Genomic DNA, 16,459 nt, shown 5'->3' on the forward strand with positions numbered 1-16,459 from the left:
CTTGGCCACATCGCCCACCGTCCAGCGTTCGACCGATCCGCAAGGGATCGATGCGCTGCACAAGCTCGTGCTGACTTCGCTCGACGACGATCAGGCGGTGGAAACCGTCTCGATCCCGCTCGCGGGCAAGAGCAGCATTGCCGATTACATGGTCGTCGCCTCGGGCCGCTCGACGCGGCAGGTCGCGTCGATGGCGATGAAGCTTGCCGAGAAGATCAAGGCCGAATGCGGCCGCAGCCCGCGTATCGAGGGGTTGCCGACCGCCGATTGGGTGCTGATCGATGCGGGCGACGTGATCGTCCACCTCTTCCGCCCCGAAGTGCGCAGCTTCTACAATCTCGAACGCATGTGGTCGTTCGGCGAAGCCAGCCCGGCATGAGCCCTTCGCGGCGATAGCGGCGCGATGCTGCTGCACATCGTCGCGCGCGGGCGGATCGGGCGCAGCCCCGAGGCCGAGCTTGTCGAGCGCTATCTCAAGCGCGTGACCTGGCCGACTCGCGTTACCGAGCTGCCCGATACCGGCGGGCGCGTCCCCGACAAGGCGCCGGGCACAAAGACCGTCGTACTCGATGAAACCGGCGATAACCTGCCCTCGCGCGTTCTCGCCGAGCGGCTGGGCGCGTGGCGCGATGACGGCGTGCGCGAAGTGCGCTTCCTGATCGGTGCGGCGGATGGATTCGGCGACGCCGAGCGCGCGGGTGCCGACCTGTTGCTGTCGTTCGGGCGCGCGACCTGGCCGCACATGATGGCGCGCGCGATGCTGGCCGAACAGCTGTGGCGCGCCGCGTCGATCCTCGCCAACCACCCCTATCACCGCGAAGGCTGACACCATGGGGCCGGGGCGGAGCATCGCGCTGACGCTTGCGCTGGCCGGGATGCTCGCGGCGGGGACGCTGGCCCGGGCGCAGGCACCGTCGCTGGGCGAGCAAAAGGCGCGCCTCGATTCCGCCGCTGCCGCGTCGCAGGCCGCACAGGCACGATCGCGTGCGCTAGAACAGGCCGCGGCAGGCGAGCGCGACCTCGCGGCGCAGGCCCGCGCGCAGGAGGCCGCCGCTGCCGAGCGGATCAAGGCGGCGGAGGCAGACATCGCCGCGGCCTTTGCCCGGATCGCGATCGTCGATCGCGCGCTGACAACTCAGCGGACCCGGCTCGCCGAGCGCCAGGGGCCAATTCTGCGGCTCGTCGCGGCGCTCCAGTCGATGGCCCGACGCCCCGCGGTGCTCGGGCTGGTCCAGCCCGGGTCGACCGCCGACATGGTCCATATCCGGGCAGTGCTCGGCACCACCCTGCCCGTCGTTGCCGCGCGCACCGCGAATGTCCGCGCCGAACTGGCGCGCGTCCGCCAGCTTCGCGCCGATGCCCAGGCCGCACTCGCCAGCCTTCGCGACGGCCGCGCGCGGCTGGAGGGCGAACGCACCGCGCTCGTCAAGCTGGAGGCCGGGCACCGGCTGCGCTCGCAGACGCTGGGGCGCAGCGCGCTGGTCGAATCCGACCGCGCACTGGCGCTAGGGGAGCGCGCGCGCGAGATCGTCGACCAGATGGCGACCGCAGGCGATGCGCGCGAGATTCAGGCGGCGCTGGCCACGCTGCCAGGCCCGCTGCCGCGACCGACCACCCCCGGCGAACCGCCCGCGACGCGTGCAACCACCCTCACCGCCTACCGGCTTCCAGTGGCCGGGCGCGTCGTCAGCGGGCTCGGCGAACTGTCGGCGACGGGCGTGCGCGCGCGCGGGCTGACGCTGGCCTGCGCGCCCAATGCCGCGGCGGTTGCTCCGGCGGCGGGGCGCATCGTCTATGCCGGACCGTTTCGCGCCTATGGCGGGGTCGTGATCGTCGATCATGGCAAGGGCTGGACCTCGCTCGTCACCGGACTGGCCTCGGTTGGGGTGCGCGTAGGCGACACCGTAGCGCAGGGCGCTCCGATCGGGCGCGCGGGTGCCGGCGATGCGCCGCAGCTGACCGTCGAACTCCGCCGTCGCGGCCGCCCGATGGACCTCGCACAGCTCCTCGGCTGACGCTGCGCGGCGCTTTGCTACGCCGTGGAAAAGCCGCTATCGATCCCCATATTGCGCGCACCGCGCTTCCGGAAAGTCGTTTGATGCTTCGCTCGTTTCTTCAGGTCACTGCAGCCGTCAGCGCACTGGCCCTTGTGCCCATCGCCTCGGGCGCCATGGCGGGGGTCGATACCAACAGCTACCGCGAACTCGACACCTTCATGGAAGTTTATAACCAGGTGAAGGCGAACTATGTCGAAAAGGTCGACGACAAGACGCTGGTCGAAGGCGCGATCCAGGGGATGCTCGCGGCGCTCGATCCGCACAGCAGCTTTGCCGACGGACTCGAATTCGACAATCTGAAAATCCAGACCGATGGCAATTATGGCGGGCTGGGGCTGACCGTCACGCAGCAGGACGGCGCGGTGAAGGTCATCGCCCCGACCGAGGATACCCCGGCGGCGCGCGCGGGGATCAAATCGGGCGACTTCATCACCCATCTCGACGGCAAGTTCATCGTCGGCGGCAGCCTCGACGAAGCGATCGAGCAGATGCGCGGCCAGCCGGGGACCAAGATCACGCTCACCGTCGTCCGCCCCGGCGCCGACAAACCGCTGCAGTTCACCCTGACCCGCGAAGTGATCGTGCAGAAGCCGGTGAAGTGGGACGTCAAGAACGGCGTCGGCATCATCAACATCAACACCTTCACGGCGCAAACCGGCGCCGACACGATCGCCGCGATCCAGTCGATCGACAAGAAGCTGGGGCACAAGCCGCTCGGCTATGTCGTCGATCTCCGCCAGAATGGCGGCGGGTTGCTGAGCGAGGCGATCGCGGTGTCCGACGTGTTCCTGGGGCATGGCGAGATCGTGTCGCAGCGCGGACGCGAGAAGGACGATATTTCCCGCTATTACGCCGAATCGATGGTGCCGGGGGATCTGGCGCGCGGGCTGCCGGTGGTGGTGCTGGTCGATTCGGGCACTGCCTCGGCGTCGGAGATCGTCGCGGGGGCGCTCCAGGATCATCACCGCGGGCTGGTGATGGGGGTGCGCAGCTTCGGCAAGGGATCGGTCCAGACGATCCTGCCGATGGGGCCGCGCGCCGCGCTGCGCCTCACGACCGCGCGCTATTACACACCGTCGGGCCATTCGGTGCAGGAAGGCGGGATCAAGCCCGACCTGATGGTGCCGCAGATTTCGGACCCCGATTACAAGGATCGCCCGGTGCTGCGCGAAGCCGATCTGCGCCGTCACCTGATCAATTCGGAAAAGGTCGACGACGGCGTGCTCGAAGAGGACGCCAAGACGGATCCGCGCTTTGCCGCCACGGCGGAACAGCTCAAGAAGCAGGGAATCGACGATTTCCAGCTCCATTACGCGCTCCAGACGATCGCGCGGGTCGGGCCGAACAGCCCGCTCGTCGCGACCAAGGGGCGCTGAGCCATGCCGGTTGACGGACTTCGTATCGCACGGCTGATCGCGCTGCTGCTGCCCGCAGCTTTGGTCGGCGGTGCGCTACTTTCGCAAAGTTTCGGACTGGTCCCGTGCGAGATGTGCATGTGGCAGCGCTGGCCGCATTATGCCGCGATCGCAGTGGCGGCGCTGTCGTTCGTGGCCCCCGGTCGCCCGCTGCGGATGACGCTGGTGTTGTTCGCGGGCGCGCTGATCGCGCTCAGCGGCGCGATCGGCATTTTCCACGCGGGAGTCGAATATCATTGGTGGCAGGGCATCACCGCCTGCACCGCCGCAGCCACCCCCGGCGATCCGATGGCGATGCTCGACGAAGCGCTCCGCCGCCCGCTGATCCGCTGCGACACGGCGCAATGGACGCTGCTCGGGATCAGCCTCGCAGGGTTCAACGCGATCTTCTCGCTCGCGGGCGCGGTGGCGATCTTTGGCCTGTCGGTTCGGAGGGCAAGGCGATGAGCTGGAAACCGGGTGACGCGCGTGAGGCCATGCGGACAATGGTGCGCGTCGACCAGGCGGGCGAATATGGCGCGACGCGAATCTATGCCGGCCAGCTGGCGGTGATGGGGGATCGCACGCCCGCCGCGCGCCAGATCGCGGGCATGGCGATCCAGGAGGAGCGCCATCGCCGCTTTTTCGACGCGATGCTGGTGCGCCGCGGCGTTCGACCGACCGCGCTCCAGCCCTTTTGGGATGTGGCAGGCTTTGCGCTGGGCGCGGTCACTGCGGCGATGGGGCCTTCCGCCGCCATGGCCTGCACGGCTGCGGTCGAGACCGAGATCGACCGCCATTATAGCCAGCAGCTCGCCGAACTGGGGGCTGCCGATCCCGAGCTGAGCGAGGCCGTTGCAGAGTTTCGTGCCGAAGAGCTTGAGCATCTCGACACCGCGATTGCCTCTGGCGCGGAGCAGGCGCCGGGCTATCCGGTGCTCGCCGGGCTGATTCGCATGGGGTGCCGCGCCGCGATTGCGCTGTCCAAGCGGATATGACAGGCCGGGTTCAGCGTTAGGGGTGTAGGAAATGTCCCGGTGGGTGAAGGAGCAGGCGTGATGATCAAGCAGGTTGTATTCGGCGCGGCGCTCGCCGTGGCACCGCTCCTCGTCCCAGCGGCGCAGGCGCAGAATGCCGCCCAGAACGGCGTGCTGCTGATTTACGGCAACGACAAATGCCCGACCAACGACAATGGCGAAGAGATCGTCGTGTGCCAGCGCCTCGACGAGACCGAACGGTTTCGCATCCCCAAGACGCTGCGCGACCAGGCCGGGCGCCCGCAAGCGACCGAAAGCTGGGCAGTCCGCTCGCAGGATGCGCTGACCTCGGGGCAGACCGGCACCGGAAGCTGCTCGACGGTGGGGGCAGGCGGGCAGACCGGCTGTTTCGTGCGCAACGCAACGCGTGCCAAGGCCGATGCCAAGGCGCGGAAGAAGGCCGAGACCGACCTGCCGCTTCCCTGATGCTCAGCGCGGGGCGGTCACCCACTCCGGTGGCGGGCGCCGCACGCAATCGACGATGAGCCAGAGCATCACGGCTCCCCGAAACCCGGCGGCGACCGCAATATCGGTTACGGTGGTTGCGGGCCACGCATTCTCCATCCCGGCAAACCACCAGAACTCGGCGAAATACGCCGCGATGTCGCCGACCACGAACAGCGCGACCAGCCGCAACCGCGGCGCCAGCATCACCAGCATCGGATAGAGCCACAGGTCGAACTGCGGCGAATAGACCTTGTTGGTCAGCATGAACCACGCCAGCACCGGCGCAAACAGCGTCCACAGATGCGCGTGGTGCTGGCGCCATCCGAATGCGAGCATCGCACCCGCGCCGCCAACGAACAGCAGCGGCGCAAAGAGATTGCGATCCTCGGTCCAGGTGAACAGCCATCCCAGATTGGCAAGCACGTCCCAGGTCGCGGCGGCGGTGCCCGAGCGCTCCTGCGAGAAGCGATAGAATTCGCTCCAATTCTCCGGCGCCAGCAGCGCGACCGGCAGGTTCACCGCCAGCCACGCCCCGATCGCCGCCGCCGAGAGCGCCGTCGCGCGCATCAGCCGCGCCCGCCAGGGCCGGGCGTCGCCGAACAATGCGCCAAGCCCGAGCAACGGCAGCAGCAGCACCGGGAAGAGCTTTGCCGCCGTGCCCAGCGCCGCGGCAGCGGCGGCCTGCACCAGCCGCCCGCGCTGCGCTAGTACCAGCGCGCAGACCGCAAGCGTCGCGGCGGCAAGGTCCCAGTTATGCGCCAGATACAGCACGAGCGGCGGCGCCGCCGCCCAGGCCCATAGCCGCCGCCGATCGACTCCCGCCCGCATCATCATCGCCAGGATCGCCGCCGCCAGAAGCGCATTGACCAGCGCAACCACGCCCAGGAAATGCGCGTCCCGCGCGCCGGCGCCGAACAGGAGGCGCGTTACGCTCCCCTCCAGCCAGATCTGCGCGCCGGTGAGGACCGGATATTCCATCCGCGCCTGCAGATACGGGATCTGCCCGCTGGCCACCCCACGCCCGAACCAGAAGGGCAGCACATCGGAATAGCAGCCGGTGGTATATTGTATCGACCCGACCCAGCCGCCGGACATGCAATGCCCCTTGAACAGCCAGCCCAGGCTGCACGTCACCGCCAGCGCCAGCCAAAGCACGCGCGCCTTCGCGTTCCAGATCGTCGCCCACCCCATGCGGCGTGCCTTACCGGCCCGGCTGCATCGCGTCCATCGCCACTGGACACGCAAGCGATTGGAACATATAAAGAACAAATGGCGCAACTGGACCTTCGCGAGAAACTCGCCATCCTTGCCGACGCGGCAAAATATGACGCATCCTGCGCGTCATCCGGCACGAGCAAGCGTAATTCGGCGGACGGCAAGGGACTGGGCTCGACCGAGGGCATGGGCATTTGCCACGCCTATGCGCCCGATGGCCGCTGCATCAGCCTGCTCAAGATCCTGCTGACCAACGCGTGCGTGTTCGATTGCCATTATTGCATCAACCGCAAGAGTTCGAACGTCCGCCGCGCGCGCTTCACGCCCGAGGAAATTGTCGACCTCACGCTGCGCTTCTATCGCCGCAATTATATCGAGGGGCTGTTTCTCTCCTCGGGGATCATCCGGTCGCCGGATTATACGATGGAGCAGATCGTCCGCGTCGCGCAGAGCCTGCGCGAGGATCATGGGTTTCGCGGATATATCCATTTGAAGACGATCCCCGACGCCGACCCCGAGTTGGTCCGGCAGGCGGGGCTCCACGCCGATCGGCTGTCGATCAATGTCGAGTTGCCGACCGTCGCCGGGCTGACTCGATTGGCCCCGGAGAAATCGGCGCCGCGGATCGAAGGCGCGATGCGCGACGTGCGGGCGTCGATCGATGATCGCGCCGATGCAGGCAAACGCTACAAGTCCGCACCCCGCTTCGCGCCTGCGGGCCAGTCGACCCAGATGATCGTCGGCGCCGATGCGGCGACGGATGGCGACATCATCACCCGCGCCGCCGGACTGTACGATCGCTTCAAGCTCCGCCGCGTCTATTATTCGGCGTTCAGCCCGATCCCGGACGCGAGCGCAGTGCTGCCGCTCCAGCGCCCGCCGCTGATGCGCGAACATCGGCTGTACCAGTCCGACTGGCTGATGCGCTTCTACGACTATCAGCCGCGCGAAGTCGCCGCGGCGGCGGACTCCGCGACCGGCATGCTCCCGCTCGACATCGATCCCAAGCTCGCCTGGGCGCTCAAATTCCGCGATCGCTTCCCGGTGGACGTCAACCGCGCGCCGCGCGAGGCGCTGTTGCGCGTGCCGGGGCTGGGGGTGAAGGCCGTGACGGCGATCCTCGCCACGCGGCGCTGGCGGCGGCTGCGGCTCGCCGATGTCGCGCGGCTGACGGTCTCGATCGCCAAGCTCCGCCCTTTCCTGATCGCAGAGGACTGGCGCCCGGTCGCGCTGGCCGAAAAGGCCGATCTCCGCGCGCTCGTCGCACCAAAGCGCGAGCAACTGGAGCTTTTCGCCGCGTGAAACGGTTGTGCCCCCGAAACAGGAGGGCTCCCATGAGCGACGCACGCATTTTCGAGGATTTGAAGGCCGATCACGACCGCCAGCGCGGGCTGCTCAAGCGCGTCGGCGACCATCCCGGCACCGACGCGCCGCGCCGCGAGGCGTTCGAGACGCTGCAGCTCGAGCTCCAGGCGCATGCCGCCGCCGAGGAGGAGTCGCTTTATGCGACGATGCTCGGCGACCCCGAACTGCGCGAGGATGCGCGCCATTCGGTGTCCGAGCACAAGGAAGTCGACGATCTGCTCGGCGAGCTTCTCGACCTCGAATTCGGCACCGCCGAATGGGACGAAACGTTCGGCGAGATGCGCCATCGCTACGAGCATCACATCGACGAGGAGGAGGAAGACATGTTCCCCGCCGCCGCCGAAGGGCTGAGCGATGCCGAGCAGGAACGGCTCGCGACGATATTCGAAGCCCGCAAGCCCGCCGAACTGGAGCGGGCCGAGGACCATGCCCCCGGCGACGAACGCGAATAAGGCGGCCCGATGCGGCGAGTGACCCTCGCCGCCGAGGACGACTTCGCCGGATGGCGCGACGCTGCGCGGGCGCTGGCCCAGGCGGGCGTCGCGCCGTCTGACGTGGTCTGGCAGGTGGGCGAACAGCCGGGCGATCTTTTCAGCGCGCCCGAATTGCCCGGCGGCGGAACGAAAGGCTTCACCGTCCAGCGCGGGTTTCTGGAGCTTGCCCAGTCGGCGCTGCTGCACGCCGATCCGCAGCGCTTCGCATGGCTCTACTCGCTGCTCGTCGGCCTGATCGACCAGCCGCGCCGCATCGACGATCGCGCCGATCCGCTGGTGCGCCGCATCGAGGACATGGCCAAGGCGGTCCGCCGCGACATCCACAAGATGCGCGCGTTCGTCCGCTTTCGTGAAGTCGATGACGGCGGCACCCCGCGCTATGTCGCCTGGTTCGAGCCCGAGCATCATATCGTCCGCGCCAATGCCCGCTTCTTCGTCGATCGCTTCGCGGCGATGCGCTGGTCGATCCTTACCCCCGAACTGTCGCTGCACTGGGACGGCGCGACGCTGCGCGAGGGCCCGCCCGCGCGGCGCGAGGACGCGCCCGGCGACGATCCGGTCGAGGCGATGTGGAAGACCTATTACGCCTCCACCTTCAATCCCGCGCGGCTCAAGGTGGGCGCGATGCGGAAGGAGATGCCGCGCAAATACTGGCACAACATGCCCGAAACCGCGTTGGTCAAGGAACTGGTGGCGGGCGCGCGCCAGCGGGAAACGGCGATGGTGGCGAACGCACGCGATGCACTCGGCGGCAACAGCGGCGACGCATGGGAAGCGCTGCGCGAAGAGGCGCGCGGCTGTACCCGCTGCCATTTGCACGCCCATGCGACGCAGACGGTGTTCGGCGAAGGCCCGGTCGATGCGCGGATGATGGTGATCGGCGAGCAGCCCGGCGACCAGGAGGACCTGGCCGGGCACCCCTTTGTCGGCCCGGCGGGGCAGATGTTCGACCGCGCCATCGCGGCGGCAGGGATCGACCGCGCGACGCTCTACGTCACCAATGCGGTCAAGCACTTCAAGTTCGAGCCGCGCGGCAAGCGCCGCATCCATGCGAAGCCCGACGCGGGCGAGATCAGCGCGTGTCGCTGGTGGTACGAGCAGGAGCGGCTGCTCGTCCGGCCCGCGGTCACGCTCGCGCTGGGCGCCACCGCGGCGCGGCAGATGCTGGGCAAGGTCGTGACGATCGGTCGCGAACGTGGCCGCGCGATCGAGCTGGCCGAGGGCGGGATCGGCTGGGTGACGATCCATCCGAGCTTCCTGCTGCGGATGCCCGACAAGGCGCGCGTGGAGGACGAGTTCGCCGCGTTCGTCCAGGATTTGCGCGGCGCGGCGGCGCTCGCGGGTTAGGCGGAGCGCGCCGCGATCGCGCGTACCTTCTCCGCCCGGTCCGGCGCGAACCGCGACACCATGTCGCGGTAGCGCGCGAGTGTCGCCGGGTCGGCCCGCTCGGGCGAACCCGAATCGAAGGGGGGTGCGGGGTCGTATTCGAGGCTGAGCTGGACGAAGCGGGCATGCGCTTCCCCGCGGATGCGCGCGGTCAGCGCCAGCGCGAAATCGATCCCCGCGGTGACGCCGCCACCGGTCACGCGGTTGCGATCGAACACCACGCGCTCGGCGACCGGCTCCGCGCCGAACCAGGCGAGCTGGTCGCGCGACGCCCAATGGCTCGTCGCCCGATAGCCGCGCAGCAGCCCGGCGGCGGCGAGCAACAGCGATCCGGTGCAGACGCTCGTAACCCATTGCGCGCCCTCGGCAACCTGGCGGACCCAGGCGAGCGTCTCGGCATCCTCCATCGCCGCGACGGTGCCGAAGCCGCCGGGGACGCACAGGATATCGGTGCGCGGCACGTCGGCGAAGGTCGCGCCGGGCAGCAGCGGAAACTGTGCGTCGGTGGGCACCGGATCGCGCGTCTTGGCGACCAGAACGAGGCGAACATTGCCCAGACGCGACAATATCTGCGCCGGCCCGGTCAGGTCGAGCTGGGTCACATCGGGGTAGAGCAGGAACGCGATGTGCAGCGGGGCGGGTTCGGCCATGCGGGGGCTCCGGCTGAGGGGCGTTCAGGCTAGCGGCGCCGGCGCTCCGGTCAATCCTGACAAAGCGGCCGGCAGCGCGGGGTGCGCCGCCGGCCCATGCTGGGAGGCGAAAGCGGGATCAGAACCGCGCGCGCACCCCGACACGATAGGTGCGGCCCAGCGTGTCGTAGAGCGCGGGATTGACGTCGAGCCCGGTATTGGTTTGCGGCATCGCCTCCGGGTCGTGGTCGAAGAGATTGTCGACTTTGAAGAAGCTACTGATTTCATTGGTGAAATTCACCGAACCACCGATATCGACATAGAAGGCGCCCTTCATCCTATTACGGTCGATCGTCGGGTGGTTGCCGGTCGAGACGGGGCAGGCCGAAGTGCAGACGACATATTGGTTGCCGAACACCCCGTCCGAGAACCAGCGCTCCTGGACGTTGAAGCTGAAGCTGTCGTTGCTGTAGCTCTGGACCGCCAGCCATTTCCAACTGGGCGTGTTGCCCGAATTGGCACCCGCCTGGTCGACCTTGTCGACCCCGGCGATTCCCGCGTCGACGATGAACTCGCGGACATGCGTGCCGAGCGCGCGGAGCGTGAAGCTGCCCGGCAGGCCCAGCGGACGCTGCCACCGATAGCTCGCCTCGATGTCGAACCCGCTGGTCTTCCACGAGGCGAGGTTGAACGGCTGGACGTTGATGTAATTGCCGCCCTGCACCGGGCTGTTGAGCACGAAGCCGCCGCAGAACGCCTGGTTCCCCTCATAGCAGAAGCGCACGATCTGGTCCGCCGACAGCGTCGAAATCACGCCGTCCAGCTTGATGCTGTAATAGTCGAAAGACAGGCTGAGCCCCGGCAGCCACGAAGGCTTTGAATAGACGATGCCCAATTCGGTGTTGCGCGCGATTTCGGGCTTCAGATTGGGGTTGCCGACGGTGTTCTGGAATGCCTGGACTGCGACGTTGTTGAAAGGATCGTTGAAGCTGGGGAGCGTCGTGACGGTCGGCGCGGCGAACAGTTCGGACAGATTCGGCGCGCGGACGTCGCGCGACGTGACTGCGCGCAGCCGGATGCCGTCGACCGGCGTGTCCCAGGTGCCGCCGACCTTCCACGCCCAGACGGTGCCCGACGTGCTGTAATGCGTCACCCGGCCCGCGCCGTTCAAATTGGCACGACCGATCGCGTCGCTGTTGAACAGGGGCAGGTTAAGCTCCAGGAATCCTTCGTAAACATCGTATTTTCCGGTGCCGTTCTTGTAATTGCCCGCCGCCCAATTGCTGCCCAAAGGTGCGTTGAGCAGCGGATCGGCCGGATAGGCCGCGCTGTTGGGGCTGACGCTCGTCACCCCGGCGCCATAGGGGTCGCCGGTCACGCGGTAATATTCCTTGCGATACTCGCCGCCGAACGCGACCGACAGCGGCCCCGCCCACAGATTGAGCGGCTCGCCCGAGAAGTTGAGGCTGGCGACGTCCTGAGTCAGCTTGGTGTGCTGGAACGGGCCGTTTTCGGGCGTGACATAGGCGAGCGCCGCCGCCGAGGGCGCCATCCCGCCGAAGATGTTGATCGGCTGACACCCCGCCGCGCGCGCCGCGGCATCGGCGCATACGATCGCGCCGTTCAGCGTGATCGCATTGGTCGCGGCGACATAGCGGTTCTGCAGGACGATCGTGTCGACGTCGATATCGGCGATCGTCGTGCCATGCGCATAATAGGCGTCGTAACGCCAATCCGATCCGCCCACGCCGAACTTGCCCTTCACGCCGCCGACGAAGCGATACTGACGGCGATCGGTACTGACCTTGGGATCGGGGAAATTGCCGTTGCTCGACCCGAAGTTGAACGACGTGATCCCCGCCGATGCGCAGCGATCGCGCACCAGCTGCGGCAGGAACGGGTTGGCGCACTGCACCGTCAGGTTCGGGCGATTATAGCCGGGGCTCGGCTGGTTGCTCGTCTTCACCTGCGCGATGTTCGCAGTGAAATAGACTTCATTGTCGTCGGCGAAATCATAGCCGATCCGCCCGAAGCCGTTGATCCGCTCCAGCGCCGATTTGAGCGACGCGCCCGAACCCGGCGCGCCCGAAAGGTCGCCGCCGACGCAGAAGCTGTTGCCCGGATAGCAATTGCTCACCCGGCCATTGCCCTGCGGCACGCCGCCCGAGCCATAGTTGAAATTATAGGGCGTGCCGTTGACGTCGAAGGCAATGCCCTGGAGCGGGCCGTTGTTGATCAGGCCGTAGCGCGCATATTGATAGGGCTGGGCGTAATCGCCGACGACGAATTGCGGCAGGCCGTTGTTGGTCTGGCCGGTGTTGAACAAGGTGGTGGCGCGATACCAGTCGCGCTTGCCCGCCAGATCGGTGCCGAAATCGCCGGGGCCGACGCCGTCCTCATGATCATATTCGGCGCTGGCGATCAGGTGCAGCCGATCGTCGAACAGCGCCTTGCCCACCGCCGCCTGGACGAGCGCCTGGGCATCGTCGCCATAGGTGGTGATGCCGCCCTGGACATTGGCCTTGAAGCCCGTGAAGCGCGTATCGGTGATGAAGTTGACCACGCCGCCGACCGCGTCCGAGCCATAGGAGGCGGAGGCGCCGCCGGTGACGACGTCGACGCGCTTGACCAGCAATTGCGGGAACATGCTGATATCGGGAACGCCGGTCACGTTCGCGCCGACGACGCGCTGGCCGTCGAGCAGCGTCAGCGTGCGGATCGTGCCGAGGCCACGCAGCGAGAAGGAGCTGAGCCCCTGCGTCCCGCTCGACGTGCTGAACGTGCCGGTCGAGGCACCGGTCGAGCCCTGGAGCGACGGCAGCTGGATCACTGCGTTGAAGATATTGGGCTGTGCGTTGCGGGCGATTTCCTCTTCGCCGATGATCGTCGTCGGCGTGGGCGCGGTGAACCCGCTCGACAGGATACGCGTGCCGGTGACGATGATCTCACCCGCGTCGTCCTGGGCCTCGGGCGCATCGGGGACGGTCTGGGCGACCGGATCGGGCGCGGTCTGGGCAAGGGCCGGGGTGCAGGCGAGCGCGGCGGCGAGCGCGGCCACGCTGGTAGCGCTATCACGCAGATGCGCCAGCGATCGACGGTCGAATGAAAATGTCCCGATCATGATATCCCCCTCTGAAGGTTCTGGCGCGTGGGACCGAAGCGGCTCCGCGCCTTGTGGGGATGGTCTTACCGGATCGCGGGGCGACCGGCATCTACGACCATGGTCGCAAGCCGGTCGCCCCGCCGGGAGGTCAGGGGGTGGCGGCGTAGACCGCGTGGTGGGTGAGGATGAACAGCGTGCGCCCGTCGCGACCGCCGAACAGCAGGTGCAGCGGGCGTTCGGGCACATCGATTCGGCCCAGTTCCGCGCCGTCCGCTGCGTGGACGAAGACCTGACCATTGGCGATGTACACGCGCCTGTCCGGCCCGGCGACGACGCTCTCGCCGCCGCGCGCCGCGAATGGCCTGAGATCGGTCAGGGCGCCGCCGACCCCGAGCAGCGCCGAATAGCTGCGGTTCTCCGAGGCATTGGCGACGTACACCCGCGCGCCGACGGTGCCGCCGGTCCAGCCATAGGTGTCGAGCGTGTCGGAGAAACGCCAGCCGAGATGATTGTCGGGCCCCTGTTGCCACACGCGATACGCCGGGAGGACCAGGCTGCCGTCGGGGGAGACATATTCGCGGGGCTTTGGCGCCGCCGCGTCGCGCGCGAACATCTCCGCCAGGGTCGTGAATTGGTCGGTCGCGGAGTCATATTGGTCGCGGAACTCGCCATTGACCCAGAAGCTGCCGGGGAGCGCGACGCGGGCATTGCGGCGTTCCGACACGGGAGTCGGCGCGATCACCCGCACGGCGTTCGGCTTGTCCGGCGCGATGCTGTACACGCTGCCCTCTGGCCCGTCCGACGACAGCACGAGCAGGTCGCCCGAGCGATCGACCGCCAGGTTGACCGGATCGAGCGGGGCATCGGCGATGGTGGTCAGCCCGCCGGCTTCGGTCCAGCCATGAATGCGGTGCGACAGGCGATCGACGAAATAGAGCCGCCCCGCCGCATCCACCGCACCCCCGCCCAGCGCCGCGAAGCCGTCCGCCAGCTTGCGCACCGGCGCCAGCGTCGGCGCGGCGGCGGGCGGGGGCGCGTCGGTCACGTCGAGCACCGCGAACTCACGCTCGCGCACTTCGCCGCCGCGCGTCACGTCGCGGATCGCATTCGAATAGGGATATTTGCTCGCGCGCAAATAGGTGCCGCAGCCATTGGCGTCGCAGGTCGAAAAGCCGCTTTCGGCATTCACATGGACATTGCGGAAGCGGATGTCGGTCGAGCCCTCGATCTGCACTGCGACCGGCGCGGGCTGGAGCGTGCGGGTGACGCGATAGGCGTGGAGATTGGCGAACAGGATGTTGCGCGAATTGCGGATGTCGAACGCGATCGTGCTGCGCCCCTCGCCCGCTTCCTCCTCGGTCTGCGGCGCTAGGAATTCCCAGTTGCGGACGCGATCCAGCACGATCTCGGCGCGGACATGATGCTCCGCCGACATCTGATAGACGATCCCCGGCGTATCGGTATCCGACACCAGCAGCCCCGCCGAGGCATAGGTGTTGGGCGTCCACAGTCCGTTGAAGGTGCCGCCGCCGCCGTCGGTCACCCACAGCGAGGGATATTGGCCGTCCCAGCGCTTCTTCGGATCGGCGTCGCTCGTGTGGTTGGCGTTGTACGGATCGAAGCGAGTGCCGTCGTAGAGATTGGTGCCGTGCCCGCCCTGGAACTTGACGTCGTCGACCAGCGAGCGCGCCCCCGCCCTCCACAACAGCGCCGTCGCGCGCGGATTGACTCCGCCGGTGGCGAGGCCGAGGCCGGAGACGATCGCATCGCCCCCCTTCGCGCTTTCGATCAGCGCGCGTGCCGAGCCGATCCCGCGAAAGCCAGGGCTGTCGTCGGCCAGCACGATCTGGGTCCGGCTGGGGTGGAGGCCGATCAGGACGCTGTCGGGGCGCAGCTTCAGCGTGTCGGTGACGCGGTAGAAGCCGCTGGGGAAATAGACCACGCGGTGGCTGTCGATCGCGCGCTGGATCGCGGCGGTATCGTCGGTGGCATTGTCGCCCTTGGCACCGAGCGTGCGGACATTGCTCCAGCCGGCCACCGCAGGGAGCGCGCGGAGTGCGGCGTCGCGGCGTCGGGGCAGCGCCTTGAGCGGGGCGATCGCCATGCGCGTCGCAGTGCTGCCGGGCTGACCGAGGCCGGGCAGGGTCAGGCCATAGGTGAATTCCTTGACGCGATAGGGCGCCTCCGACCCCGGCACCGCCTTGCCGCTGTCGCGGAAGCGCGCGAAGACCGGGGTGCCCCGCGCGGTGGCATTGTCGAACCCGATCTGGGTATAGGCATTGCCTTCGTTGCTGATGACGATCCCCGCCTTCGACACATTCTCGAAGCGGACATCCTTGCCCCACAGCCAGTCGCCATAGCCCTTGTCGATCTCGATCCCGACCGGCACGTTGCGCAGCACGGTGTTGACCAGGGTCAGCCCCGCCTCATGCTCACGGATCGCGGCATCGCGCTGGCCGTCGAATTCGGAATCGAGCAGCGTATATTGCCAGGCGGGCGAGGTTTTCTCGGTCAGGATGCCATAGCGTCCGCCGTGGAAGCGCAGGTCGAAGCCGAGATTGCCGACCTGGTAAATGCCCGCCAGCGCCGACCCCAGCCGGAAATCGATATGGCTGAGATAGCTGTGCTGGCCGGTGTGGAAACGCACCGCGGTCGCCGCCGGATTGCCTTCGCCGATCTCGAAATCGAGATTGCTCATCGCCGAATAGAAAGTGCCCGAATTGGCGTCGGCAATGTCGGGGTTGAACGGCACGCTGGTCGGCGGGGGGACCGGCACCGGGCCGCGCATCGGCGCGCCGTGGGTGCCGGGGGGCGAGGCGCCGGGCTGGTTGCCGGTGAAGAACACCATGCTGCCGACGCCGCGCTGAAACCCCGGAGTCGAGGGCGCGAGCAGCAGCACCGGGCGCGTCCGCCCGACGCCGAACAGCCGCACGCCCGGCCACATATACAGCGTGCGGGTGATGCGGTGGCGCCCGGCGGGCAGGAACACGATGCCGCCGCCGGGCCGGGCCGCCGCGGCGTCGATCGCCGCCTGGATCGCGGCGCTGTCGTCGGCGATGCCGTCGCCGCGCGCCTGCACCGTCACGGCAGCGGGATCGTCGGGGGCGGTCGCGAAGGCGGACACCGACTGCCCCGTCTGCGCAAGCGCGCTGCCCAGCGGCAACCCCGCCACGATCAAGGCACTCGCTACTGCGCGCACTATGCTGGCCATGTTGCTCTCCACAAGATCCTAACCGCTTCAATTGACGTGGATAGCATGGCCGATAGCCAGCCGCAGCCGGCGCGGCGACCGCGACAAAGGTCGCAATGGCCAAGCCCCGCGCGGCCCCCGA

At 67.9% G+C, this 16,459-nt stretch carries 14 protein-coding genes; 10 read left to right on the forward strand and 4 right to left on the reverse strand.

The genetic code is table 11. From position 1 onward, the window contains the following. Nucleotide 1 precedes the first annotated feature (1 nt). The 7 genes from rsfS (at nucleotide 2) to TS85_RS18420 (ending at nucleotide 4,914) form a co-directional block, all read left to right on the forward strand. Nucleotides 2-379 (forward strand): ribosome silencing factor, encoded by a 378-nt coding sequence (gene rsfS / locus TS85_RS18390; RefSeq protein WP_044334164.1) that lies wholly within the window; start codon nucleotides 2-4, stop codon nucleotides 377-379. Between the two features lie 24 nt (nucleotides 380-403). Continuing rightward, nucleotides 404-826, forward strand: a complete 423-nt coding sequence (locus tag TS85_RS18395; RefSeq protein ID WP_044334165.1) for a 23S rRNA (pseudouridine(1915)-N(3))-methyltransferase RlmH — start codon at nucleotides 404-406, stop codon at nucleotides 824-826. A gap of 4 nt (nucleotides 827-830) precedes the next feature. After that, complete coding sequence (locus TS85_RS18400) at nucleotides 831-2,015, forward strand: murein hydrolase activator EnvC family protein (protein WP_155006475.1); 1,185 nt, start codon at nucleotides 831-833, stop codon at nucleotides 2,013-2,015. An 83-nt stretch (nucleotides 2,016-2,098) separates the two neighbouring features. Beyond that, a complete protein-coding gene (locus TS85_RS18405; protein ID WP_044334167.1) occupies nucleotides 2,099-3,433 on the forward strand; it encodes a S41 family peptidase in 1,335 nt (444 codons plus the stop codon). A gap of 3 nt (nucleotides 3,434-3,436) precedes the next feature. Beyond that, nucleotides 3,437-3,919 (forward strand): disulfide bond formation protein B, encoded by a 483-nt coding sequence (locus tag TS85_RS18410; RefSeq protein WP_044334169.1) that lies wholly within the window; start codon nucleotides 3,437-3,439, stop codon nucleotides 3,917-3,919. Next, nucleotides 3,916-4,449 carry a demethoxyubiquinone hydroxylase family protein gene (locus TS85_RS18415; RefSeq protein WP_044334170.1) on the forward strand — a complete coding sequence of 178 codons (534 nt, stop codon included), beginning with the start codon at nucleotides 3,916-3,918 and terminating at the stop codon, nucleotides 4,447-4,449. The genes TS85_RS18410 and TS85_RS18415 overlap by 4 nt, the downstream gene beginning before the upstream one ends. A gap of 60 nt (nucleotides 4,450-4,509) precedes the next feature. After that, nucleotides 4,510-4,914 carry a hypothetical protein gene (locus TS85_RS18420; protein ID WP_044334172.1) on the forward strand — a complete coding sequence of 135 codons (405 nt, stop codon included), beginning with the start codon at nucleotides 4,510-4,512 and terminating at the stop codon, nucleotides 4,912-4,914. 3 nt (nucleotides 4,915-4,917) lie between these two features. On the opposite strand, the gene TS85_RS18425 is transcribed toward TS85_RS18420, so the two are convergent. After that, a complete protein-coding gene (locus TS85_RS18425) occupies nucleotides 4,918-6,126 on the reverse strand; it encodes a hypothetical protein (protein ID WP_044334174.1) in 1,209 nt (402 codons plus the stop codon). Between the two features lie 78 nt (nucleotides 6,127-6,204). Here TS85_RS18425 and TS85_RS18430 point away from each other — a divergent pair, with 78 nt between their 5' ends. The 3 genes from TS85_RS18430 to TS85_RS18440 are packed head-to-tail and all read left to right on the forward strand — an operon-like array spanning nucleotide 6,205 to nucleotide 9,356. Then, entirely contained in the window at nucleotides 6,205-7,452 is a 1,248-nt protein-coding gene (locus TS85_RS18430; protein WP_044334176.1) for a putative DNA modification/repair radical SAM protein, read from the forward strand. 32 nt (nucleotides 7,453-7,484) lie between these two features. Next, nucleotides 7,485-7,967 carry a hemerythrin domain-containing protein gene (locus TS85_RS18435; protein ID WP_044334178.1) on the forward strand — a complete coding sequence of 161 codons (483 nt, stop codon included), beginning with the start codon at nucleotides 7,485-7,487 and terminating at the stop codon, nucleotides 7,965-7,967. A gap of 9 nt (nucleotides 7,968-7,976) precedes the next feature. Beyond that, a complete protein-coding gene (locus tag TS85_RS18440) occupies nucleotides 7,977-9,356 on the forward strand; it encodes a UdgX family uracil-DNA binding protein (protein ID WP_044334181.1) in 1,380 nt (459 codons plus the stop codon). On the opposite strand, the gene TS85_RS18445 is transcribed toward TS85_RS18440, so the two are convergent. From TS85_RS18445 to TS85_RS18455, 3 genes are all read right to left on the reverse strand, one after another. Then, on the reverse strand, nucleotides 9,353-10,045 hold the full coding sequence (locus tag TS85_RS18445; RefSeq protein WP_044334183.1) for a DJ-1/PfpI family protein: 693 nt from the start codon (nucleotides 10,043-10,045) through the stop codon (nucleotides 9,353-9,355). The genes TS85_RS18440 and TS85_RS18445 overlap by 4 nt on opposite strands. 118 nt (nucleotides 10,046-10,163) lie before the next feature. Further along, entirely contained in the window at nucleotides 10,164-13,145 is a 2,982-nt protein-coding gene (locus TS85_RS18450; protein ID WP_044334184.1) for a TonB-dependent receptor plug domain-containing protein, read from the reverse strand. Nucleotides 13,146-13,275: 130 nt separating this feature from the next. Continuing rightward, complete coding sequence (locus tag TS85_RS18455; protein WP_052508003.1) at nucleotides 13,276-16,338, reverse strand: glycosyl hydrolase family 28-related protein; 3,063 nt, start codon at nucleotides 16,336-16,338, stop codon at nucleotides 13,276-13,278. Nucleotides 16,339-16,459: the final 121 nt, after the last annotated feature.

The organism is Sphingomonas hengshuiensis (genome assembly GCF_000935025.1).
Taxonomy (GTDB): domain Bacteria; phylum Pseudomonadota; class Alphaproteobacteria; order Sphingomonadales; family Sphingomonadaceae; genus Sphingomonas; species Sphingomonas hengshuiensis.